The sequence below is a fragment of the Actinoplanes nipponensis genome, from assembly GCF_016862275.1.
Lineage (GTDB): Bacteria > Actinomycetota > Actinomycetes > Mycobacteriales > Micromonosporaceae > Actinoplanes > Actinoplanes nipponensis.
The window spans coordinates 32,310-53,721 of sequence record NZ_BOMQ01000020.1; the positions used below are offsets into that span (position 1 = coordinate 32,310).

Genomic DNA, 21,412 nt, shown 5'->3' on the forward strand with positions numbered 1-21,412 from the left:
TCAGTCCCCGTCCGCGGCCGGCTCCGTGCGGGCCGTGCCCTCCGCGACCCGCGCGTGCAACCGTTCCCTGATCTCGTCCGGCGTGTACGCCCGGCGCCGGCGCTCCGAGCGTGCCAGCACCACCCCCGTGGCTGTGATCCCCGCAAGCCCGGCCAGTCCCGCTACCTTCCACCAACGCATCTGCTGAGGATAGACACGTGGTCGCCGACATCAGCCTCGACGAGGCAATGGATCTGACGCGTACGGGTGACATCTGGATCTTCCGCGGCCGCTCCGGCCCGGACCGGGCCATCCAGACGCTGACCAACAGCCCGGTCAACCACGTCGGCATGTCGCTGGTCATCGACGACATGCCCCCGCTGATGTGGCACGCCGAGCTGGGCAAGTCGCTGCCGGACCTGTGGTCGGGCACCTTCCAGCGCGGCGTGCAGCTGCACGACCTGCGCGACGCGGTCAGCGTCTGGGCCAAGCGGTACGGCCAACGCGGCTGGCTGCGCCAGCTCGAACAGCCGGCGACCGCCGACATGGAGGACAAGGCGCTCAAGACGGTGGCCCGCCTCGACGGCACGCCGTTCCCGTCCAGCGCCCAGCTCGCCTGGCGCTGGGCCCGCGGCCGGGTGCCTCAGATCCGGCTGCCGTGGCGGGAAGCCGCCGAGGAGGAAGCGGATCTGGAGACGGCGTACTGCGCGGAGGTGGTGGCGGTGACCTATGAGGACATGGGGCTGCTGCCCCGGGGCAGGCAGCCGAGCTGGTACGACCCGGGGCGCTTCTGGAGCGGGGACGATCTCGAGCTGTGCGACGGGTACCGGTTGGCGCCGGAGATCGCGGTTCGGGTGGGGTGAGCCTTTCGTACGATTTTCGGTCGTGGGTGGAGGCATGGTGGTGATCGTCGCTTCCGCCGATTAGGTGTCGTTCCCCCTTGTCGGCTCCGTTCCGCTACCCCTCTGGTGAGATTTGGCCGTATGGCCGGTGCCGCTTGTTGGTTGCGGTTGTTGGCTCTTGGGCCTTGGTTGGCTTTCTGGCGCTCGTTCGCGGCCTGGGGTGGGTGGATTCGAGGGTGGCCGGTCGGCGTGGTGTTGGTTTCGGGAGCTGGCTTTGTCTGGCGGCGCATTGACGTCCCGGCGCATCGGCGTCCCGGCGCATCGGCGTCCCGGCGCATCGGCGTCCCGGCGCGCCGGCGCTCCGCCGCGCCGATGCACCGAGGTGCCGACCGCGCCGGGGTGCTGGATCTTGGGGCGGCGCGCCGATGGCGACTCGGTTTGGCTCCACAAGATCTGCTGCGGGTGTGTGCCGTAAGTCGGTCCGGGGGCTCGGGCTCCAGCCCCTGACGCCGAGGTGGTAGATCTTGGGGCGGCGCGCTGGTGCTGACTCGGTTCGGCTTCACAAGATCTGCCGGGGGCGTGTGCGTGGGTCGGTTTTGGTGCGGTCGCCTTCGTCCTCGAGGCGCCGAGATGCTGGATCTTGGGGCGGCGCGCCGGTGTTGACCCGGTTTGGCTCTTCAAGATCTGTCGGGGGCGTGGGGCGGGGGTCGGTCTGGCGGCCTCACATTCCTCCTGGGGCCGCCAACGTGGTGGATCTTGAGGTGGTGCGTCGATGGTGACTCGGTTCGGCTCCGCAAGATCTGCTGCGGGTGTGTGCCGTGAGTCGGTCCGGCGGCTCGGATTTCAGCCTGGACGCCGAGATGCTGGATCTTGGGGCGGCGCGCCGGTGCTGACTCGGTTTGGCTCTTCAAGATCTGGTGTGGGTGTGTGCCGGGGGTCGGTCTGGTGGCCTCGCATTCCTCCTGGGGCCGCCAATGCGGTGGATCTTGAGGTGGTGCGTCGATGGTGACTCGGTTTGGCTCCACAAGATCTGGTGTGGGTGTGTGCCGTAAGTCGGTCCGGCGGCTCGGATTTCAGCCTGGACGCCGAGATGCTGGATCTTGGGGCGGCGCGCCGGCGTTGACTCGGTTTGGCTCTTCAAGATCTGTCGGGGGCGTGGGCCGGGGGTCGGTCTGGTGGCCTCACATTCCTCCTGGGGCCGCCAACGCGGTGGATCTTGAGGCGGCGCGTCGATGGTGACTCGGTTCGGCTCCACAAGATCTGCTGCCGGTGTGTGCCGTAAGTCGGTCCGGCGGCTCGGATTTCAGCCCCGGACGCCGAGGTGGTAGATCTTGGGGCGACGCGCCGGTGTTGACTCGGTTCGGCTTCACAAGATCCGCATCTGGCGGGTGCCGTGGGTCGGTCCGGTGCTCCGACGTTCGCCCCATGACGCCGGGATCGTGGATCTTGGGGCGCCGCGCTGGCGCTAACTCGTTTGGGCTCCACAAGATCCGCAACGGGCGTGTGCTGCAAGCCGGCCCGGTGCCCCGATGTTCGCCCCCACGACGCCGAGGGGGCGGCGCGCCGGTGCCGACTCGGCTCGGCTGCACAAGATCTGCCGCGGGGCGTGTGCCGGGGGCGTAGTCGGTGCCTCGGATTCGCCCCCGAGGGGCGCCGACGTGGTGGATCTTGGGGCGGCCACCGCATGCTGACTCGGTTCGCCTGCACAAGATTCACTGCAGCGGGCCGCCGGCGCGTGATTGTCGAGCGCTGCGTTACGGCGCGCCGGGCCCCGGGTAGTCGTCCGCCATGCTGCGAATCGCGCAATTGACCCTGGATGTCCGGGACATCGAGGTGATGACGGCATTCTGGTCGGCCGCGCTGGGCTACCGCGTGGAGCGGGACGACGACGGCAACGCCATGCTCCTCCCGCCGGACGACGCCCCGCTGGGCACCCAGCACGTGTGGCTGCAGGCGTCGGCGGCCCCGAAGGCAGGCAAGAATCGCGCCCACCCGGACCTGACCGCCGACGATCCCGCCGCGGAGGTGGAGCGGCTGATCGCGCTGGGCGCCCGGCCCGCCGACGTGGGCCAGCGGGGTGACGAGCCGTACGTGGTGCTGGCCGACCCGGAGGGCAACGAGTTCTGCGTGCTGACCGGGTGGCGTGACCCGGCGCTGCGGGCCACCTGACGGACGACGAAAAGGGGCGCCGGGGGAGACCCGGCGCCCCTTGCCTCGACTGGTTACCGGCCGGCGCGGCTGCGCGACGAGAAGGCCGCCGCCCCACCCGTCGACGACTGGCTGGTGTGGACGGCCGTGGAGCCCGTGCCGCCGCGCCGACCACGGGACGCCGCGCCCTGCGTACGGCCGCTCTGCTCGCCGCCGCGGGTGGCGCCACCGGTGCGCCCGCCCGTACCGCGGCCACCACCGCCGCCGGCCCGGCTGCCGCCGCCCGTGGACGTGCCGCGAGCACCGCCCGCCGCCGTTCCGCGCGTGCCGCCCGTGGCCGCGCCGCGGGAACCGCTCGGCCGGCTGCGTCGGGGCTGTCCGCCGCCGTTGGACTCCTCGGCCGGCTCGGGCACCGGGGACACCGGCGCGCTGTAGGTGCGCTCGCCGGGGGCGAGCTGCGCGAGCAGCGCGTCGCCAGGGCGGGCCTTGCTGGTGGTCGGCTTGATGCCGGCCTTGCGGGTGAGGTCGCGCACCTCGCTCTGCTGGTCGTCGGTCATCAGCGTGATGACTGTGCCCTGCGCGCCGGCCCGGGCCGTACGGCCGGAGCGGTGCAGGTACGCCTTGTGCTCAACCGGCGGGTCCGCGTGGATCACGATCGCCACGTCGTCGACGTGGATGCCGCGGGCCGCGATGTCGGTGGCCACCAGCGTCTGCGCGCTGCCGTCGGAGAACGCCGCCATGTTGCGGTTGCGGGCGTTCTGCGCGAGGTTGCCGTGCAGCTCCACCGCGGGCACGCCGGCCTGCACGAGCTGGCGGGTCAGCGTCTTGGCCCGGCGCTTGGTGCGGGTGAACACCACCGTGCGGCCCGGCGCCGCGGTCAGGTCGACCAGCACCGGGAAGCGGTCGTCGTGGCGGACGTGCAGCACGTGGTGGGTCATCTCGATCGGGGCTTCCGCCGCCGAGTCGACGTGGTGCGTGACCGGCTTGTGCATGAACCGCTTGACCAGCACGTCGACGCCGTTGTCGAGGGTCGCCGAGAACAGCATCCGCTGGCCGTTGGCCGGGGTGCCGTCCATGAGGCGCTTGACCACCGGCAGGAAGCCCAGGTCGGCCATGTGGTCGGCCTCGTCCAGGACGGTGATCTCGACCGCGTCCAGGCTGGCGTAGCCCTGCTGGATGTGGTCGGCCAGCCGGCCCGGGCAGGCGACGAGGATGTCGACGCCGGCCTTCAGGCCCTTGATCTGCGGGTTCGCGCCGACGCCGCCGAAAACGGTGAGGGTGCGCAGGCCGAGCGTCGCGGCCAGCGGGGCGATGGTCGCCTCGATCTGGGTGGCGAGCTCGCGGGTCGGGGCCAGGATCAGCGCGCGGGGCCGGGTCGGGCGCCGCGGCGACTTGCTCTCGGCCAGCCGGGCCAGCACGGGCAGGACGAACGCGTACGTCTTGCCGGAGCCGGTGCGGCCGCGGCCGAGCACGTCGCGCCCGGCGAGCGAGTCCGGCAGCGTCGCGGCCTGGATCGGGAAGGGGGTGGTGATGCCGAGGTCGGCGAGCGCCGCGGCAAGCTTCGTGGGCACGCCGAGGTCGGTGAACGAGGACATGTAGGTGTGAACTCCGTAAGTCTGAAGGGGTCGTCCTGCCCGGCGCAGACCTCACGGGTCGCGGCGCGTGGTGGTCGATCCAAAGGCGGCCCGAGGCAGAACTGGGCGGGCCGCGAGATCAAGTGTACGCGCTGATCGGTAGCAACCGCGCCGCACCCGGCTGTGACCCTGCCTGCACCCCCTGACGCTCACCGTTTCTGCTCAGGGCCGGATTCCCCCACCGGCCGGTATCCGAGGAGAGACCCCCATGAGCGGTGCCGCTGTCATCGACCGCCGTCGCGAGGACGTCGTACGGGCGCACATGCCGCTCGTCGGTCATCTGGTCCGCGAGATGCTGGCCCGGGTGCCCGCCCACGTGAACCGCGACGACCTGCTCTCGGCCGGGTACGCGGCCCTGGTGGCCGCCGCCCGTGGCTTCGACGAGGCGCGCGGGGTGCCGTTCGCCCGGTTCGCCGCGGCCCGGGTCCGCGGCGCGCTGCTGGACGAGCTGCGCGGACTGGACTGGGCCAGCCGCTCGGTGCGGCAGCGGGCCCGGCGTACGGACGTCGCCCGGCAGGAGCTGACCGCCGAGCTGGGCCGCACCCCGACCGCCGCCGAGGTCGCCGCGCACCTGGGGTGCACGGTCGAGGACATCGAGTCCGCCGACGACGACGTGCAGCGCGCGGTGGTGTTCAGCCTGCAGGGCTTCGCCACCGCCGGGGCCGACGACATGGTGACCGAGCCCAGCGCGGGCCCGGAGGAGCTGCTGATCCGCCGGGAGCGGCTCGGCTACCTGCGGCACGCCGTCGACGTGCTGCCGGACCGGCTGCGTGCGGTGGTCATCGGCTACTTCTTCGAGGAGCGGCCGATGGCCGAGATCGCCGAGGAGCTGCGGGTCACCGAGTCGCGGGTGTCGCAACTGCGCGCCGAGGCGCTGGCCCTGCTCAAGGACGGTCTCAACACGCACCTGGACCCGGCCCTGGCGGCGCAGAGCCCGGCCAAGGACGGGTGCGTGGCGCGGCGCCGGGCGGCGTACTACGACCAGATCGCCGAGCGCGGCGGCCTGCGCGACCGGCTGGCGCTGACCGGCGCCGACGGCCTGCCGGTGGCCGCCTGAGACCGGCCGGCCGGGCCGGCCCCAGGCGCGGGTCAGGCGTTGGCGCAGGTGCCGGCCTTCTTCTGGGCCGCGATCGCCCGGTCGGCGCCCTTGGCGTAGAGGGCCAGGCCCTCCCGGGCGGGTTCGAGCTTCCAGGAGTCGCCCTCGTAGACCATCGTGTAGGACTGGGCCGCGACGAGCTGCTTGGCGATCACGACCGCCTTGTCGGCGCCCTCCATCCGGGCGCTGGAGAGCTGGATGGCCAGGCCCTTGCGGGAGCAGGCGGTGTTGAGCTTGATGTAGTCGGCCTTGGTGATGGCCTGCTTGCCGGCGGCGGTGTACATGTCCCAGGCGCCGGCGAAGTCGCCGCCGCTGAACCGGTCGAACACGGTCTGCGCGGCGGCCTTGGCGCCCTCGATCGTCTTGGGCTGCGGTCCGCCCGCGGCCGCGGCGGCGGCGTTGCCGGCCGGGGCGTCTTCCTGGTCGTCGTCGGAGCAGGCGGTGGTCAGGGCGACGGTGGCGACGGCGATGAGCGCCAGCGCGCCGAGGCGTCGGAACGGGTGGCTGTGGTTCATGCACCGCTTAATGTCGATGGACCATCCGGCGTAACGGCCAGGCCCCGCGCTGACGGATTCCTGACACCTTCCGGCCGTCCCGTTACCTGCGTCACGGACTCGCGCGGCGGCGGAGGCATCGGCTATTCTGAGCGTTTCCACGGAAACGAAAAAAGCGACCATAAAAGGTCGCTGACCTCGGAATGCTACCACAACAGGGAGTGGCTTTGTCAAGCTCCGCCGGCGGTACGGAAACTCTGCGGAACGACGACATCGAGTCCGAAAAGGCCTACCTGGCCGTCCTCTACCACCGCCTCGACCTGCTGCGTGAGCAGGCCGACGAGCGCCTGCGCGCCATCCTGCTGGAAGCGGGCGGCACGCCGCAGGGCCGGTCCCAGCGGGAGGCCACCCGCAGCCACTGGGCCGAGCAGCTCGCCCAGATGAATTCCGTCGAGAACGGTCTGTGCTTCGGGCGGCTGGATTTCGCCGCGGACTATCCCCGCTACATCGGCCGGATCGGGTTGTTCGCCGAGGACCGCGACCAGGATCCGTTGCTGGTCGACTGGCGGGCTCCCGCCGCGCGCCCGTTCTATCTGGCCACCGCGGTGTCCCCCGAGGGGGTGACCCGCCGCCGCCACCTGCGCACCCGCGGGCGCGAGCTGACCGCGATCGACGACGAGGTGCTCGACATCGAGGCCGGCGCGCCGGACGGGCGCGAGGACGTGACGGGGGAGGCGGCGCTGCTGTCGGCGCTGACCGCGAACCGCACCGGGCGCATGCGCGACATCGTGGAGACCATCCAGTCCGAACAGGACGAGGTGATCCGGGCCGGGCTGCCGGGGGTGCTCGTGGTCCAGGGCGGGCCCGGCACCGGCAAGACGGCCGTGGCGCTGCACCGGGCGGCGTACCTGCTCTACACGCACCGGGCCCAGCTCACCCGGCAGGGCGTGCTCATCCTCGGTCCGAACGCCACGTTCCTGCGGTACATCTCGCAGGTGCTGCCGTCGCTGGCCGAGACCGGCGTGCTGCTGGCCACCCTGGGCGACATGTTCCCCTCGGTGACGGCCCGGGCGAGCGAGGCGCCGGCCGCCGCGGCGCTCAAGGGCCGGCTGGAGATGCTCGACGTGCTCGCGGCCGCGGTCGCCGACCGGCAGACCGTGCCGGACGACTACGTGGAGGTCGACCACGACGGCTTCCCGCTGCGCATCGAGCGGGCCGTCTGCGAGGACGCCCGCGCGGAGGCCCGCCGGTCCGGCCGGCCGCACAACCTGGCCCGGTCGATCTTCGTGACCGCGGTCATCCACACCCTGTCGCTGCAGATCGCCGAGCGCATCGGCGCCGACCCGCTCGGCGGCGACAACCTGCTCGAGGAGGCGGACCTCGCCGAGACGCGGCGCGAGCTGCGCGAGGACCAGGACGTGCAGGCCGCGCTCTTCGAGCTGTGGCCGATCCTCACGCCGCGGCAGGTGCTGCGCGACCTGTTCACCGACGCCGACCGGCTGGCCTCGGCCGCGCCGCGGCTCGGCGCGGACGAGCGGGCGTTGCTGCTGCGCGAGCGACGGGCCGGCTGGGCGCCGGCCGACGTGCCCCTGCTGGACGAGCTGGCCGAGCTGCTGGGCGTCGACGACACCCTGCGGGCGCGGGCGGTGGCCCGCGAGCGGGAGCAGGCGATCGAGTACGCCGAGGGCGTCCTGGAGATCGTCGAGGGCTCCCGGTCGCTGGACTTCGAGGACCAGGAGGAGGAGATCCTGTCCGCCGTCGACGTCGTCGACGCCAGCGCCTTCGTCGAGCGGCACGAGGTGATCGACACCCGGACCACGGCGGAGCGGGCGGCCGCGGACCGCACGTGGGTCTTCGGGCACGTGATCGTCGACGAGGCCCAGGAGTTGTCGCCGATGGCCTGGCGGCTGCTCATGCGCCGCTGCCCGAGCCGGTCGATGACCGTGGTCGGGGACGTGGCGCAGACCGGCGAGCTGGCCGGGACCACGACCTGGGAGCAGGTCTTCGAGCCGTACGTCGCGCAGCGCTGGCGGCTGGCCGAGCTGACCGTGAACTACCGCACCCCGGCCGAGGTGATGACCGTGGCCGCGGACGTGCTCGCCGCAGTGGACCCGTCGCTGCAGCCGCCGCGCTCGGTGCGGACCGCCGGCGAGGAGCCGTGGGCGGCCCGGGTGCGGCCCGAGGCGCTCGCGGGCGAGCTCGTCGCGGCGGTACGCCGGGAAGCAGCGGTGGCCGCGGAGGGACGGGTGGGGGTGCTGGTGCCCGCGGGCCTGGAGGAGTCGCTGGGCCGGGAGCTCACCGCCGCGGTGCCCGGCGCCGCCGTGGGGGAGCAGCCCGATCTGCTCAACCACATCGTGTTGATGACCGTGCGGCAGGCCAAGGGCCTGGAGTTCGACAGCGTGATCGTGGTGGAGCCCGACCGGATCATCGAGGAGAGCCCGCGCGGCCTGAGCGACCTCTACGTGGCCGTGACCCGGGCGACGCGCCGGCTGGGCGTGCTGCACACGGCCGACCTGCCCAAGGAGCTCAACGCGCTGGCCTGACCCGCGCACGCGGGCGGGGCCGGTGGAGATCCACCGGCCCCGCCCGCGTGCTGTCGGTCAGGCCGCCGCGCCGTGCGCCAGCGGCGTGAAGCCGTGGGCGTTGGTCAGCGCCAGGCGCGAGTGCAGGCTGGTGTTGCCGGCGATCGCGGCGAAGTAGCCGGCCCGGCGGCGCGCGATGATGCTGTCCGGGTTCTCCGGGGTCGGCGCCAGGTCGGGGTCGAGGTGGGTGTTGAGGCCGTCCTTGAGCAGCGACAGCGCCTCGGCCCGCAGCTGGCTGATCCGGCTCTCGGTGACGCCCAGGTCGGCGGCGATGTCGGCCATCGGGCGCTCCTTGAGGAAGTACTCGGTGACGACGGTCTGCAGGCGCTCCGGCAGCGACGCGATCGCGTGGTGCAGGTAGCCGATCTGCTCGCGGCGGATCAGCATGTCCTCCGGGCCGGGCGTGCGCTCGGTGACCAGGTCGTCGGGGCTGCTGGTGGTGAAGCCCTGCAGCGACAGCACGGTGGCCCGCTGCACGTCGTTGTCCGTCTGGTGCAGGTCCGTCGTGGTGGTGCCCAGCGCCTGGGCCAGCTCCTCGTTCGTCGGCGTGCGGCCCAGGGTGGTGGTCAGGCTCTGCCGCGTGGAGTCGGTGGCCCGCGCCTTGGTCCGTACCGAGCGGGTCGCCCAGTCCAGCGAGCGCAGCTCGTCGAGGATCGCGCCGCGGATGCGGGTGGTGGCGAAGCGGTTGAACGGGATGCCGCGGGTCGGGTCCCAGCCGCGGGCGGCGGTGACCAGCGCGTGCAGGCCGGCGCTGGTGAGGTCGTCGCGGTGGATGTGGTTGGGGATCCGGGTGAGCATGTCGCGCACCAGGTGGCCGACCAGCGGCATGTGGGTGCGGATCAGCTCTTCCTGCTCCGCGGCGGACAGGGCCGGCACGGCGGTCGCGGTGTCGGCGGCGAGGTCGGCAGCGGTCGTCATGGTGCTGGTCATGTGAATCCCCCGTGTGTTGTCGGTGGCCCGCGGCGGTGGGCACCGGCTGACAAGGAGAAACTCTGGGTGACGCCGGGTACGGGTTCCGGTGACGCGTAGTTGCCGACCGGTTGCTTCGTCCCTTTCTCAGGCGGCGCGGGCGGGGACCTCGGCGACGGCCAGATCCCAGACGAACCGGGCGGGGGCGAACGCCTCCGCGTACCGGACCCGGGCCTGCGCGCCGAAGTGCCGGGCGGTGCCGGTGGGCAGCTCGGGATCGACCGGCGCCGGGGCCTCGGCCAGGGCCGCCAGCTTGCGGCCCAGGAACGGCGAGATGTCCACGAACAGCGCCGGGGTGAACAGCAGCGTCGACTCGCCGGCGTAGTGCAGGATCCGGCTGCTGTGCCGGGCCGCGGACAGGGTGGCCACGGCCGCGGCGCGGTGCTCGGCGTTGGCGTCCTCGGGGGCGTGCACGTAGATCACGTCGGCGTCGACGCCGGTGAGCACGTTCTCGATGGCGGCCACGGTCATCGCGGCCGACGAGATCAGCCCGGGCCAGGTCTCCCCGGGCCCCTGCCGGTGGGAGCGGCGGTCGTGGTGGCCGCGGGTGTGCGACCGGCGGTCCCGGGACCGGCGTTCGGCCGCCTGCGGGCCCCACACCAGCAGGCAGTCCAGCTCGCGGGCGGCCGCCTCGGCCTGCCGGCTGCGCAAGGTGTCCGGGCCGTCGCAGGTCAGCACGAGCATGGTGACGGAGTCGCCCGCGGCCCGGTGCGCGGCCAGCGTCCCGGCGCAGCCGAACTCGATGTCGCCGGGATGGGTGCCGACCGCCAGGACGCTGCGGGACATGCGGGGCCTCCAGGGTCACGAGGCGCCGGGCGGGGTCGGGCGGCGCTGAGTGTCCATCGGCCCGGGGCGGTCCGGGTTGAGGGTTGTGGCGCGACTACGGCACGCTGGGCGGCATGGATCTCACCGATTCCGGCACCACCGTCACCCTGATCGCCGGGGTGGCCCTGCTGGCCGGCGTGCTGGGCGTGGTGATCCCGGTGCTGCCCGGGCTGCTGCTGTGCTGGCTGGCGGTGCTGCTCTGGGCCGTCCTGGGCGACGCCGGCGGCGGCCGCTGGGTGGTGCTCGCGCTCGCCACCGTGGTGGCGGTCGGAGGCACGGTGGTGAAGTACCTGTGGCCCGGCAAACGGCTCAAGAGCACCGGCGTGCCCACGTCGTCGCTGGTGATCGCGGGTGTGCTCGGCATCGTCGGCTTCTTCGTGGTGCCCGTGGTCGGCCTGGTGCTGGGCTTCGTCGGCGGCCTGTGGCTGGCCGAGCGGCTGCGGGTGGGCCCCGGTCAGGCCTGGCCGTCCACCCGGCACGCGCTGGGCGCGGTCGGGCTGTCGCTGCTGGTGGAGTTCGCCGCGGCGCTGGGCATCGCCGTGATCTGGGTCTTCGGCCTGCTCGCCACCTGAGGCGTCAGCGGGGCAGGGGCGAGGCGTCGCGGGTGCGGCGCCGCACCCGCCGGCGGCGGCGCTGGGTGAGCAACAGCAGCAGCGGGGCGCCGGCCAGCACGACCGCGACCACCGCGGCGGCGCCCAGGTAGAGGACGCGGTTCGCGGCGGCGCGCACGGCCGGAGGTGTGCTGGCCCGCGGGCCGGCTGCCGCGGCGGGGGCGGCGCTCGCTCCGCCGGCCGGGCCGCGCGGGTCCGGGCCGTCCGGCTCCACCAGCTTGCCGACCGACGCGTCCCGGGGCAGCGAGAAGCCCCAGTCCAGCAGGGCGGCGCCCTGCTGCCAGCCGCGCAGCGGGACGGCCTCGGCGCCGAGCAGCGTCGCGACCAGGCGGCGGCCGTTGCGCTCGGCCCCGCCGACGTAGCTGTGCCGGGCCAGCTTGGTGAAGCCCGTCTTGCCGCCCAGCGCCCCCGGGTAGTTGTAGATCAGCTTGTTCTCGTTCTGGATCTGGAAGCCGCCCTTCTTCAGCCTCTTCTGCGCCGGGATCTGGGCGCGCTCGGTGAGCGCGTACCGGCGGAAGTCGGGCTTGGCGAAGCACTGCCGGGCGATCAGGGCCAGGTCGTACGCGCTGGTGAACTGCCCGGGCCCGTCCAGGCCGGACGGGGTCACCGCATGCGTCTGGTACGCGCCGAGCCGCCGGGCCTCGGCGTTCATCGCGGCGACCGTGGCGGGCAGCCCGCCCCGGCCCCCGCCGAGGCGGGCGAGCGTGTTGGCGGCGTCGTTGCCGGAGTTGAGCAGCAGGCCGAGCCACAGGGTGCTGACCGGATAGCTGCCGCCCTTGAGGAGCCCGACGGCCGAGCTGTAGGGCTCGATGGCCAGGTCGCCGTCGGTGATGGTGGCGACCTGCTTCGGGTCCAGCTTGTCCATGACCGTCGCGGCCAGCAGCAGCTTCTGCACGCTGGCCGGGGTCCCGTACACGTGCGGGCCGCAGCCGCCGAGCACCTCGCCGGAGTCCAGGTCCGCGACCAGCCAGCTGGTCGCGGTCAGGGCCGGCGGCCGCGGCGCCCCGGGCGGCACGACCAGGCCGTCGGTGGCCAGGTCGTCGCCGCCGACCGCGCGCAGCACGGGGTCGTCGGCCGGCGGGACCGGCCGGGGCGGGCGCCCGGCCGGCGGCTTGACCTTGGGCCGCGGGCACGGCACCGGCGCCGTCGCCGCGCGAGCCGGTTCGGCCCGGGGCGGCTCGGCCCGGGGCGGTTCGGCCCGGGCCGGGGCGGTCAGGACGGTCGTGGCCAGCGTGGCGGCCAGGATCGCCGCACCGCCGCGCCGGAGCGGGGCCGGCATGTCCGTACGCCTCACGGCCACTCGGCTCCCGCGTCCAGCCGCCGCCGCAGCAGCTGCTCCAGCGGCATGGTCTCGCCGTCCCCGCCGCCCGCCCCGACGATCAGCCGCGGCGCGCTGGGCGTCACCTCGGCGCCGGTGAAGCGGGCACGCAGCGACGACGGGACGGACAGCACGTAGAACCGGCCGTCCTCGCCGACGGCCACCGAGCGGTTCGCCTTGAGGTACCAGCCGCGCAGCCGGGTGCGGTAGGTCGCATGCCCGTCGAAGGCCCGGGCCCGCAGCACGGCGGGCGGCAGTCCGCGTTCGGCGGCCCGGCGCACGAAGTCGGCGAGCAGCCGGCCGGCCTGCTGGGCCTCGGCGGCCCGGCCGGCCTCGAGCGCGGCGGCGTGCCCGGCGACTGCCTGCCGGCGCTGCTCGTCCCAGGCGGCACGGTCGTCGGCGTCCATGGCGACGACCCTAACGGCATCCACGCGGGCCCAGCCACCCGGGTTTTCCCGCGCCGGGCGCTAACCGCGCCCGGCGGCGGTGATTGCGCGGAATAGGCTGCCCGCATTTAACGGCGGCGGACGGGGGCGATAATTGCCCGGGGCCTGGTCTATTCTGTGAAATTCAGGCGAACAGTTGCGCGCGGAGTCCGTCACAGGCGAGACTGGGCGCGTTCTTCGGATTACGTCAGGAGTCGTTATGGCGCGGCAGGTAATCACGACCCTCATCGACGACCTGGACGGAAAGCCGGCCGATCGGACGGTGGAGTTCAGCCTCGACGGCACGAGCTACACCATCGACCTTTCCGAGGCCAATGCCGGCAAGTTGCGCAAGGCGCTGGACCCGTTCATCGAGGCGGGCACGCGCATCGGTCGCAGCGGTTCCGGCCGTACCCCGGCCCGCCCGGGCGGCGGCTCGGGCCGCACGGCGAGCAGTCGCGACGAGAACAGGCTCATTCGTGAGTGGGCCGCCGAGAACGGCCACCAGATCTCCGAGCGGGGCCGCATCCCGCAGAGCGTCAGCGATGCGTACCGGGCGGCCCACGGCCGCTGATCCGCTCAGGTCACAGGGCCGGACGACCGCTGTCGGTTGTCCGGCCCTTGGCGTGTCCGCAATAACCGGCCCGGCGCGGCACCCGGGCCGGGCCGCGGTGCGCCCCCGCGACCCTTGCCCAGCGGCAAAGGCCGTGGTCAATGCTCGGACGGACCCGGGCCGGCCAGCGTGGTGCGCCCCGGCCGGCGCCGCTCGCGGCGGTGGGAATGGCGGACCCGGGCGCCGGAATCGGCCACCGGGGCCGGCGCCCGGACCGGCCGGATGATTGCCCGCCGGGCGGCCCGCCACCGCGCACATCGCCCGGCCGGAAACGGCCCGCCGGCGTCCCCGGGGGTAATGCGGCGCCCCGCCGGGCGGGCCGGCGGCCGGCAAAGGAAAACACCTAGAAGATCGCGGCCGGTGGCAATGCGTACGCGGGCGGTCACGGTCGGAGCCGGCGGCGGGCCGATATCGGCCCGCCCATCGGCATAGGGGGCCGGCGCCGGAATGGCGGCCCCCGCAAACATTGCGGCGAGCGCGGCCCGGCGGCTCAGGAAGTGCGCAGTCGCGGCAGCATCGGTGCGACCGTTTCCAGCACCTTCTCGTCGCCGGCGTACCAGCTCGACCGGCGCGGCCAGTGCGTCAGCACGTCGGTGAAGCCCAACTCCGTGGCCCGCCCGACGGCGTCCGCGAACGCCTCCGGGCTGCTCAGCGAGAAGACCGGGGAGGAGTCGAGATTCAGGTAGCGGTCCACGGCGCGGCCGTCCGCCGCCTCCGTGAAGCGGGCGCTGACCTCAGCCACCGAACGCCACCAGCCCTGCTCGTCGTCCACGGCCTGCGCGCCGGTGGTCACCCAGCCGTCGCCGTAGCGGGCCGCGAGCCGCAGCGCCCGGGGACCGTTCGCGGCGACCACCAGCGGCGGGTGCGGGCGCTGCACCGGGCCGGGCGTGCTGCGGGCGTCCACGGCGGTGTAGTACGTACCCGCGAAGTCGGCCTTGTCGTTCTCGAGCAGCTCGGTGAGCAGCGCGAGGAACTCGGCGAAGCGGTCCACCCGGGCCCGCGGGGTCAGCTCGGCCGCGCCCAGCACGGACGCGTCGAAGCCGGTGCCGCCCGCGCCCACGCCCAGCAGGAGCCGGCCCTGGGAGATGTCGTCCAGCGTGGTCACCGCGCGGGCGAAGGGCACCGGGTGGCGGAAGTTGGGCGACGCCACGAAGGTGCCGAGGCGGATCCGGCGGGTGACCATCGCGGCCGCCGTCAGCGTGGGCACCGCGTCGAACCAGGGCCCGTCGACCAGGTCACGCCACCCCAGGTGGTCGTAGGTCCAGGCATGGTCGAAGCCGTACTCCTCGGCCAGCCGCCAGCGGCGGCCCGCCACGGACCAGCGTTCGTCGGGCAGGATCACGATGCCGATGCGCACGGCGAGACGCTACCTCACGCCGAGCGCAGGCTGTCCCGGTCGCCCGGCTCCGCCGCGGCGGCCGCGGTGTCGAACGCCGTCAGCGCGCGGACCAGCTCCTGCCGGCGGGCCGGGCTCATCCGTTCGAGCACCTCGGCCAGCGCCGACCGGCGGCGGTCCCGCAGCTCGTCCAGCAGGCGCTGGGCGGACGCGGTGAGCAGCAGCCGGACCTCCCGCCGGTCGCGCGGATCCGGCACCCGGCGCAGCAGCCCGGTGGCCTCCAGCCGGTCGCACAGCCGGCTGGCCGAGGACGGCACCACGGCCAGCGCCTCGGCCAGGCGGCTCATGTTCGTGTGTTCGCCGCGCGCGACGATGGTGAGCACGCGCAGCTGCGCCGGCGGCACGGCCGGCGAGTGGGACAGCCGGGCGCTGTCCAGCACGCCCAGCAGCGACTCCACGGTCGACTCCACGGCCGCGGCCACGTCCGTCACGGGCTCCATGCCGGTCCTCTGTGTGCTGAATGCGTACCCGGTCATCGGCTCCTCAAGACTGGACCACGTCGCTCATCGCCGCCAGTCGAGGCAGACGGTCACCGCGTCGTCGTCCGGCTCCGCGCCCTCGTGGTAGTCCCGCAGGCCGCGCATCACCGTACCGACCGCCTCGGTGGCGGGCTGCAAGCGCGTCCGGCGCAGGGCGGTCAGCAGCGCGGCCTCGCCGTACGGGGGCCGGCCGCCGGGAGTGGCGGCGTGCACCCCGTCGCTGACCACGAGGAGCCGGTCCGCCGGTTCCAGCCGGAACCGCTGGATCTCGTAGCGGGTCTCGCCGAACATGCCCAGCGGCAGCTGCTGTTCCAGGGTGACCGGGTGGAACTCCCGGTCCCGGGCGATGACCGCGCGCGGCGAGCCGGCGTCCACCGCCTCCACGTGGCCGTCGACCAGGTCGATGTCGAGCAGCAGGGTGGCGGCGTGGGTGGCGCCGCCGTACCGGGAGTGGATCGCGTCGCCGGCCAGCTCGGCCTGCTCCACGATGTCGGCGCCGGAGCGGCGGGCGTTGCGCATCGCGTTGACCGCCACCGCCGTGAGCACCGCCGCCTCCAGGCCGTCGCCGCCGCCGTTGAGGACTGTGAGGGTGAGCCGGTCGTCGGCCAGCGTCCAGTCGAAGTGGTCGCCGTAGACGGCGTACGCCGGCTCGAGCTGGCCGGCGACCAGGAAGCGGTCGTCGCCCAGCGAGCGACCGGGCAGCAGCTCCCACTGCAGCTCCGCGGCCATGGTCAGACGCTCCCGGCGGATCACCCGGCGGTAGCGGTCGGTGGCCAGGTGGGCGGCGCGCAGGGCGAGCGCCAGCTCGTCCGCGACAGTCGACAGGCCGTCGATCAGCCCGGCGCCGGAGGGCTGGGCGGTCTCCACGACCAGCACGCCCAGGCGCTCGCCCCAGACGGTCAGCGGCAGGTAGCAGCGGTTGCCGTCCGCCGTGAGGTGGGTCAGCGGGCGCTGGCTGCCGAAGCAGCGCACGGCGTGGGCGTTGCCGGGCGGGTCCTGCGGCGCCAGCACCGGCCAGAGGCCGCTCAGGGTCATGTCGCCGAGCAGCACCTCGACCGGGCCGGCCGCATGGTGCCGGCGCAGGTGGTCGGCGACCACCTCGGGAAGTCGATCGGGGGACGTCGCACGCAGCAGCGCCGCCACGGGTGTCGACCGGTGGGGCACGATGACCTCTCCTTCCGCGGGCACGAGGCGGTGACGGACAGCAATATTTGCTGTACGGCAAGGATGATAGGGGCATGCCGGAATGGGCCGGCAACGGCGGTACGGGCAGCGGGTCGGTCGCTCAGCGCGAGGCCGTGCCGCCGGCCAGCGCGAAGGTCTTCTCGAAGTGGATCAGGCTGCCGCGGCGCGGCGTCGACTGCATCCGGACGTTGTCGCTCAGCGCCCTGATCAGGAACAGGCCGCGGCCGCGTTCGCTGTTCGGCTCCGGGTCGTCGACCGCGCTCGCGTCGAAGCCGGCGCCGTTGTCGGCGACGTCGATCGCGCAGCGGTCCTCGGCCACGTCGAGACTCACCTCGATGCCGTCGGCGCCGGTGGCGTGCTTGACCACGTTGGCGCAGGCCTCGGTCAGGGCGAGCTCCAGATCGTCGCCGTCCTGGCGGTCGACCTGGAACGCCGACAGGGCACACCGCAGCAGGCGGCGCACCGCAGGAACGCTGTCGACCTCGCGGGGCAGGTTCAGCCGGACCGAGATACGCATGCGGCTCCTCCCCCGTGGCGGTCCGGTTCCTGTCCGGCCCTGTGCGGGTGATGTTCCCGCCCGGCGGCCGTACTAACCCCCGGACGGGCGATTGCGCGGCGGCCCGGACCGGAACCGGCCGCCCGAAGTTCTTGTTATCGCAGGCCGTTCGGCTGGTCTCCCTTCCCGTGGTCGGCGAAATCACGACCGCGCGCAATGATCGAGGCCCACGGGAAGAGGTCAGGACTCTGATGGCGTTTCAACCGGACACCGCGACGGTGGTCGCCGCCCGCGCCGGCGACCCGGCCGCGGTCGACCGCCTGGTCGCCGGGTACCTGCCGCTGGTCTACACGATCGTCGGGCGGGCCCTGGACGGGCACGCCGACGTCGACGACGTCGTGCAGGACACCATGCTGCGGGTCCTGCGCAACCTCGGCGACCTGCGGGAGCCCGAGGCGTTCCGGTCCTGGCTGGTGGCCATCACCGTGCGCCAGGTCCGGGAGCGCTACCGGGTCCGCCGCGCCGCCCCCGACACGCTGCTGCCCGACGACGTGCGCGACCCGGGCGCCGACTTCACCGACCTGGCGATCACCCGGCTGGAGCTGGCCGGGCAGCGCCGGGAGACCGCCGAGGCGACCCGCTGGCTGGACGAGGAAAACCGGGAGCTGCTCTCGCTGTGGTGGCTGGAGGCCTCCGGCGAGCTGACCCGCGACGAGATCGTCGCCGCCACCGAGGTGACCCGCCAGCACGCCGCGGTCCGCATCCAGCGGATGAAGGGCCAGCTCGAGACGGCCCGGGTGGTCGTGCGGGCGCTGGCCGCCGGCCCGCGGTGCCCCGACCTGGCGCTGGTCACCGCCGAATGGGACGGCCGGCCGGGCGCGTTGTGGCGCAAGCGGATCGCCCGCCACACCCGGGACTGCCGGCAGTGCTCCCCGGCCTGGTCGGGGCTGGTGGCGGCGGAGCGGCTGCTGGCCGGCATGGCCCTCGTGCCGCTGCCGCACGCGCTGAGCGGCGGCGCCCTGTCCGCCTTCTCCGGCGCCCAGGCCGGCTCGCACGCCGCGCACGCCGTCTCGGGCAAGACGCTGGCGGCCAAGATCGCGTTGAAGGGCGGGGTGGGCATCGGGCGGCGGGTCGCGACCGCCATGCTCGCGACCGGCACGGTGGCCGGCGGCGGCGCAGCCGTGGTCGTCTACACCAACGCCGACAAGCCGGTGGCCAACGCGGCCGTGGTCTCCACCGCCGCGCCCACGCCCCGGCTCTCCCCGCCCGGCTCGCCCACGCCCCGGGCCACCTCGGTCCCGCCCCCGCCCTCGCCGTCGCCCTCGAAGAGGAGGACCAAGGCGCCGGCCGCCCCCGTGCCGGCCACCGCCACCTCGGCGAAGAAGGGAGTCGGCACCTGGCAGTTCGACGGGATCAAGGGGGCGCTCGACGACGTCGGCGCCGGTTGGTACTACAACTGGTCGCCCGACAACAACTCCATGCCGGGGCCGGCGGACGTCGAGTTCGTCCCGATGATCTGGGGCAAGGCCAACGTCACCGACGCGACCCTGGCCACCGCCAAGCGCGAGGGCGACGTGCTGCTCGGCTTCAACGAGCCCGACATGGGCGGGCAGGCGAACATGAGCGTCGCGGACGCGCTCGCCGCCTGGCCGCGGCTGCAGGCCACCGGCCTGCGCCTGGGCAGCCCGGCGGTGGCCTACGGCGGCGACACCGCGGGCGGCTGGCTGGACCGGTTCATGAAGGGCGCGAAGCAGCAGGGCCTGCGCGTCGACTTCATCACCCTGCACTGGTACGGCTCGGACTTCGGCCCCGCCGCGGTCGGGCAGTTCCTCGGTTACGTCGACGCCGTGCACGCACGCTACGGCCTGCCGGTCTGGGTCACCGAGTACGGCCTGATGAACTTCACCGGCTCCCCGAAGTACCCCACCGGCGCGCAGGAGGCGGCGTTCATCAGGGGCACCACGGCGGGCCTGGAGAAGCGGGCCTTCGTCGAGCGGTACGCCTGGTTCGGGCTGCCGGCCGTCGGCGACAGCGTCGATTTCGGCCTCTACCGGGATGCCTCCTCGCCGACCGAGGCGGGCAAGGCGTACCGGGCCGCGGGGTAACGCCGCGGGATAGGGTCGGATCATGATTCGGTTCGGCTACAAGGCATCGGCGGAGCAGTTCGCCCCGCGCGAGTTGCTGCGCTACGGCATCCAGGCCGAGCAGCAGGGGTTCGACTCGGTGTTCGTCAGCGACCACCTCCAGCCGTGGCGGCACGACGGCGGGCACGCCCCCGCCGCGCTGCCCTGGCTCGGCGCGCTCGCCGCGAGCACCGAGCGGGTCCTGCTCGGCACCAGCGTGCTGACCCCGACGTTCCGCTACCACCCGGCCGTGGTGGCCCAGGCGTTCGCCACCCTGGGCTGCCTGGCGCCCGGCCGGGTCATCCTCGGGGTGGGCTCGGGGGAGTCGCTCAACGAGGTCCCGCTCGGCCTGCAGTGGCCGGACGGCAAGGAGCGCTTCGCCCGCCTCAAGGAGGCGGTGACCCTGATCCGGCAGCTCTGGACGGAGGACCGGGTGACCTTCGAGGGCACTTTCTACCGCACCGAGCTGGCCACCATCTACGACAAGCCCGAGCAGCCGGTGCCGATCTACATCGGCGCCTCCGGCCCGGCGGCGACGCGGCTGGCCGGGCGCATCGCCGACGGGTTCATCACCACCAGCGGCAAGGGCCACGAGCTCTACACCGACACGCTGCTGCCGGCGGTCCGCGAGGGCGCGGAGAAGGCGAACCGCGCGCCGGCCGACCTGGACCTGATGATCGAGGTCAAGGTCTCCTTCGACCCCGACCTGGAGCAGGCGCGCAACGACACCCACTACTGGGGCGCGCTGGCGCTGTCGCCGGAGGAGAAGACCGGCGTGGAGGACCCGATCGAGATGCAGCGGCGCGCGGACGCGCTGACGGTGGACCGTACGGTCACCCGCTGGATCGTCTCCTCGGATCCGGACGAGCACGCGGCGAAGGTCGCCGAGTACCTCGACATGGGCTTCCAGCACCTGGTCTTCCACGCGCCCGGCCCCGACCAGGACCGGTTCCTGCGCGTGTACGGCGAGCAGATCCTGCCCCGGCTGCGCGACCGCGCTAGCTAGCGGCCGCGGAACTTCTCGCCCGGCACCGCCCGCAGGTGGGCCGGGCCGTCCCAGCGGTCGTCCCGGCCCTCGCCCCGGATCACGGTGAGGTCGGGGCGGCCGGGCTGGTGGCCGCGCCGCCGTTCGAGGCGCCGGCCGTCGCGGGGATCGCGGTCGCGGGCGGGCGGCGGCACCGAGTGCCGGGCGGCGTGCCGTCCCGTCGCCTCGTCGCCGGCTCCGGCGGGGCGGGGCGGGGGAGCGTCGTAGCGGGGGAGCACGTCGCGCCGCCACTGATCGGCGGGCGGGTAACGCCGCGCGGCCGGCCGGTGACCGATCCGCCACCGCCGGGCGTACTCGCTCCAGGCCGTGCGCAGCGCGCGCACCACTGCCGGCAGCACCCGCCGGCGGCGGTCGTCCTCGCCGTGGATGCGGGGGTAGCCGATCGTGGCCACCTCGACCACGCGCAGTCCCTGGGTGGCCATCCGCAGCGTCGTCACGTTGTCGATCTCCGCGCCCTCGCCCCAGGCCAGCCGGCCGCGGCGGGGGCCCCGGGCATCCGGCGCGGGCAGCTCCAGCGCGGGCAGCAACTGCCGCCAGTAGGCGTTGTAGCCGCAGCTGAGGTCGGAGAAGCGGGTGCCGAAGAAGACGTTGACGAGGCGGCACAGCACGCCGTGACCGAACCGCTCCAGCGCTCCGGCGTCGCGGTGGTCGCCGCCGGGGCGGAAGCGCGAGCCGTGCGCCGCCTCGGCCCCGGAGAGCAGGGCGTCGACGAAGCGCGGGATCTCCTGCGGGTCGGCCGAGCCGTCGGCGTTGAGCGTGACCACGATGTCGCCCGTGCTGGCGGCGAAACCGCAGACCAGCGCGTTGCCCTTGCCGGAGCGGGTCTGCCGGACGACGACCACGTCGGGGCGTACCTCGCGGGCCACGGCCACGGTGTCGTCGCGGGACCGGCCGTCGACCACGACGACCTCGTCCACGGGCGGCAGGTTCTCCAGGATCAGCGGCAGGTTGTGTTCCTCGTTGAGGGCGGGGATGACGACGGTCACGGTGGGGGACGCCCACGATTCGTGGCGCGCCTGCTGTCGCGGCACGGGAGGCATGGCGGTGGCTCCTGGGGTCAAAGGGGGGACCGGGCAACAACTTACCAATCGACTACGGTGCGTCAACCGGTCGTGCCGCCGGCGCTAGGGTTCGGGGCGGGGCGCCGTCCGG

20 protein-coding genes are annotated in these 21,412 nt (G+C 73.8%); 8 read left to right on the forward strand and 12 right to left on the reverse strand.

Annotated features, from left to right (window positions below; genetic code table 11):
* On the reverse strand, positions 1 to 180 hold the full coding sequence (locus Ani05nite_RS08215; RefSeq protein ID WP_203766507.1) for a hypothetical protein: 180 nt from the start codon (positions 178 to 180) through the stop codon (positions 1 to 3).
* A gap of 17 nt (positions 181 to 197) precedes the next feature.
* On the opposite strand from Ani05nite_RS08215, the gene Ani05nite_RS08220 reads away from it, so the two are divergent.
* Entirely contained in the window at positions 198 to 842 is a 645-nt protein-coding gene (locus tag Ani05nite_RS08220) for a hypothetical protein (protein ID WP_203766508.1), read from the forward strand.
* Positions 843 to 2,609: 1,767 nt separating this feature from the next.
* On the forward strand, positions 2,610 to 2,990 hold the full coding sequence (locus Ani05nite_RS08225) for a VOC family protein (protein WP_203766510.1): 381 nt from the start codon (positions 2,610 to 2,612) through the stop codon (positions 2,988 to 2,990).
* A gap of 53 nt (positions 2,991 to 3,043) precedes the next feature.
* On the opposite strand, the gene Ani05nite_RS08230 is transcribed toward Ani05nite_RS08225, so the two are convergent.
* Positions 3,044 to 4,564, reverse strand: coding sequence for a DEAD/DEAH box helicase (locus tag Ani05nite_RS08230; RefSeq protein WP_203766512.1), 1,521 nt, complete (start codon positions 4,562 to 4,564; stop codon positions 3,044 to 3,046).
* 247 nt (positions 4,565 to 4,811) lie between these two features.
* Between Ani05nite_RS08230 and Ani05nite_RS08235 the strand changes: the two genes are divergently transcribed.
* A complete protein-coding gene (locus Ani05nite_RS08235) occupies positions 4,812 to 5,660 on the forward strand; it encodes a sigma-70 family RNA polymerase sigma factor (protein ID WP_203766514.1) in 849 nt (282 codons plus the stop codon).
* A gap of 32 nt (positions 5,661 to 5,692) precedes the next feature.
* Here Ani05nite_RS08235 and Ani05nite_RS08240 read toward each other — a convergent pair whose 3' ends face one another.
* Entirely contained in the window at positions 5,693 to 6,214 is a 522-nt protein-coding gene (locus Ani05nite_RS08240; protein ID WP_203766516.1) for a hypothetical protein, read from the reverse strand.
* Positions 6,215 to 6,396: 182 nt separating this feature from the next.
* On the opposite strand from Ani05nite_RS08240, the gene Ani05nite_RS08245 reads away from it, so the two are divergent.
* Positions 6,397 to 8,736 carry a HelD family protein gene (locus Ani05nite_RS08245; protein ID WP_203766518.1) on the forward strand — a complete coding sequence of 780 codons (2,340 nt, stop codon included), beginning with the start codon at positions 6,397 to 6,399 and terminating at the stop codon, positions 8,734 to 8,736.
* A 57-nt stretch (positions 8,737 to 8,793) separates the two neighbouring features.
* Here Ani05nite_RS08245 and Ani05nite_RS08250 read toward each other — a convergent pair whose 3' ends face one another.
* Entirely contained in the window at positions 8,794 to 9,705 is a 912-nt protein-coding gene (locus Ani05nite_RS08250) for a sigma-70 family RNA polymerase sigma factor (RefSeq protein WP_203766520.1), read from the reverse strand.
* Positions 9,706 to 9,831: 126 nt separating this feature from the next.
* Entirely contained in the window at positions 9,832 to 10,530 is a 699-nt protein-coding gene (locus Ani05nite_RS08255; RefSeq protein WP_203766521.1) for a PIG-L deacetylase family protein, read from the reverse strand.
* Between the two features lie 113 nt (positions 10,531 to 10,643).
* Here Ani05nite_RS08255 and Ani05nite_RS08260 point away from each other — a divergent pair, with 113 nt between their 5' ends.
* Positions 10,644 to 11,141 (forward strand): DUF456 domain-containing protein, encoded by a 498-nt coding sequence (locus Ani05nite_RS08260; RefSeq protein ID WP_203766524.1) that lies wholly within the window; start codon positions 10,644 to 10,646, stop codon positions 11,139 to 11,141.
* A gap of 4 nt (positions 11,142 to 11,145) precedes the next feature.
* Here Ani05nite_RS08260 and Ani05nite_RS08265 read toward each other — a convergent pair whose 3' ends face one another.
* Both Ani05nite_RS08265 and Ani05nite_RS08270 read right to left on the reverse strand, forming a co-directional pair.
* Entirely contained in the window at positions 11,146 to 12,459 is a 1,314-nt protein-coding gene (locus Ani05nite_RS08265; protein WP_203766526.1) for a D-alanyl-D-alanine carboxypeptidase family protein, read from the reverse strand.
* Positions 12,460 to 12,470: 11 nt separating this feature from the next.
* Positions 12,471 to 12,905, reverse strand: a complete 435-nt coding sequence (locus Ani05nite_RS08270) for a hypothetical protein (protein ID WP_203766528.1) — start codon at positions 12,903 to 12,905, stop codon at positions 12,471 to 12,473.
* Between the two features lie 238 nt (positions 12,906 to 13,143).
* Between Ani05nite_RS08270 and Ani05nite_RS08275 the strand changes: the two genes are divergently transcribed.
* The gene (locus Ani05nite_RS08275; RefSeq protein WP_203766529.1) at positions 13,144 to 13,497 is read left to right on the forward strand and encodes a histone-like nucleoid-structuring protein Lsr2; all 354 of its coding nucleotides are present in this window, start codon (positions 13,144 to 13,146) and stop codon (positions 13,495 to 13,497) included.
* A 529-nt stretch (positions 13,498 to 14,026) separates the two neighbouring features.
* Here Ani05nite_RS08275 and Ani05nite_RS08280 read toward each other — a convergent pair.
* The 4 genes from Ani05nite_RS08280 to Ani05nite_RS08295 form a co-directional block, all read right to left on the reverse strand.
* Entirely contained in the window at positions 14,027 to 14,893 is an 867-nt protein-coding gene (locus Ani05nite_RS08280) for an LLM class flavin-dependent oxidoreductase (protein WP_203766530.1), read from the reverse strand.
* A gap of 14 nt (positions 14,894 to 14,907) precedes the next feature.
* Entirely contained in the window at positions 14,908 to 15,372 is a 465-nt protein-coding gene (locus Ani05nite_RS08285; protein WP_203766531.1) for a MarR family winged helix-turn-helix transcriptional regulator, read from the reverse strand.
* 63 nt (positions 15,373 to 15,435) lie between these two features.
* Positions 15,436 to 16,575: a PP2C family protein-serine/threonine phosphatase gene (locus tag Ani05nite_RS08290; RefSeq protein ID WP_239129478.1), complete on the reverse strand. Its 1,140-nt coding sequence runs from the start codon at positions 16,573 to 16,575 to the stop codon at positions 15,436 to 15,438.
* 121 nt (positions 16,576 to 16,696) lie between these two features.
* On the reverse strand, positions 16,697 to 17,113 hold the full coding sequence (locus Ani05nite_RS08295) for an ATP-binding protein (protein WP_203766532.1): 417 nt from the start codon (positions 17,111 to 17,113) through the stop codon (positions 16,697 to 16,699).
* Between the two features lie 230 nt (positions 17,114 to 17,343).
* Between Ani05nite_RS08295 and Ani05nite_RS08300 the strand changes: the two genes are divergently transcribed.
* Together Ani05nite_RS08300 and fgd are read left to right on the forward strand one after the other, a co-directional pair.
* On the forward strand, positions 17,344 to 19,197 hold the full coding sequence (locus Ani05nite_RS08300) for a sigma-70 family RNA polymerase sigma factor (RefSeq protein WP_203766533.1): 1,854 nt from the start codon (positions 17,344 to 17,346) through the stop codon (positions 19,195 to 19,197).
* 22 nt (positions 19,198 to 19,219) lie between these two features.
* Positions 19,220 to 20,221 carry a glucose-6-phosphate dehydrogenase (coenzyme-F420) gene (gene fgd / locus Ani05nite_RS08305; protein WP_203766534.1) on the forward strand — a complete coding sequence of 334 codons (1,002 nt, stop codon included), beginning with the start codon at positions 19,220 to 19,222 and terminating at the stop codon, positions 20,219 to 20,221.
* Here the strand turns inward: fgd and Ani05nite_RS08310 are convergent.
* A complete protein-coding gene (locus Ani05nite_RS08310; RefSeq protein WP_203766536.1) occupies positions 20,218 to 21,300 on the reverse strand; it encodes a glycosyltransferase family 2 protein in 1,083 nt (360 codons plus the stop codon). The two genes, fgd and Ani05nite_RS08310, sit on opposite strands and share 4 nt — an antisense overlap.
* Between the last annotated feature and the right edge of the window lie 112 nt (positions 21,301 to 21,412).

Bases quoted from the DNA above. Each gene is read 5' to 3' on its own strand.
- Ani05nite_RS08295 (WP_203766532.1), bottom strand. From the start codon at position 17,113: ATGCGTATCTCGGTCCGGCTGAACCTGCCCCGCGAGGTCGACAGCGTT.
- Ani05nite_RS08240 (WP_203766516.1), bottom strand. From the start codon at position 6,214: ATGAACCACAGCCACCCGTTCCGACGCCTCGGCGCGCTGGCGCTCATC.
- Ani05nite_RS08235 (WP_203766514.1), top strand. From the start codon at position 4,812: ATGAGCGGTGCCGCTGTCATCGACCGCCGTCGCGAGGACGTCGTACGG.
- Ani05nite_RS08215 (WP_203766507.1), bottom strand. From the start codon at position 180: ATGCGTTGGTGGAAGGTAGCGGGACTGGCCGGGCTTGCGGGGATCACA.
- fgd (WP_203766534.1), top strand. From the start codon at position 19,220: ATGATTCGGTTCGGCTACAAGGCATCGGCGGAGCAGTTCGCCCCGCGC.
- Ani05nite_RS08285 (WP_203766531.1), bottom strand. From the start codon at position 15,372: ATGGAGCCCGTGACGGACGTGGCCGCGGCCGTGGAGTCGACCGTGGAG.
- Ani05nite_RS08225 (WP_203766510.1), top strand. From the start codon at position 2,610: ATGCTGCGAATCGCGCAATTGACCCTGGATGTCCGGGACATCGAGGTG.
- Ani05nite_RS08230 (WP_203766512.1), bottom strand. From the start codon at position 4,564: ATGTCCTCGTTCACCGACCTCGGCGTGCCCACGAAGCTTGCCGCGGCG.
- Ani05nite_RS08250 (WP_203766520.1), bottom strand. From the start codon at position 9,705: ATGACCAGCACCATGACGACCGCTGCCGACCTCGCCGCCGACACCGCG.
- Ani05nite_RS08310 (WP_203766536.1), bottom strand. From the start codon at position 21,300: ATGCCTCCCGTGCCGCGACAGCAGGCGCGCCACGAATCGTGGGCGTCC.
- Ani05nite_RS08245 (WP_203766518.1), top strand. From the start codon at position 6,397: ATGCTACCACAACAGGGAGTGGCTTTGTCAAGCTCCGCCGGCGGTACG.
- Ani05nite_RS08260 (WP_203766524.1), top strand. From the start codon at position 10,644: ATGGATCTCACCGATTCCGGCACCACCGTCACCCTGATCGCCGGGGTG.
- Ani05nite_RS08300 (WP_203766533.1), top strand. From the start codon at position 17,344: ATGGCGTTTCAACCGGACACCGCGACGGTGGTCGCCGCCCGCGCCGGC.
- Ani05nite_RS08270 (WP_203766528.1), bottom strand. From the start codon at position 12,905: ATGGACGCCGACGACCGTGCCGCCTGGGACGAGCAGCGCCGGCAGGCA.
- Ani05nite_RS08255 (WP_203766521.1), bottom strand. From the start codon at position 10,530: ATGTCCCGCAGCGTCCTGGCGGTCGGCACCCATCCCGGCGACATCGAG.
- Ani05nite_RS08265 (WP_203766526.1), bottom strand. From the start codon at position 12,459: ATGCCGGCCCCGCTCCGGCGCGGCGGTGCGGCGATCCTGGCCGCCACG.
- Ani05nite_RS08275 (WP_203766529.1), top strand. From the start codon at position 13,144: ATGGCGCGGCAGGTAATCACGACCCTCATCGACGACCTGGACGGAAAG.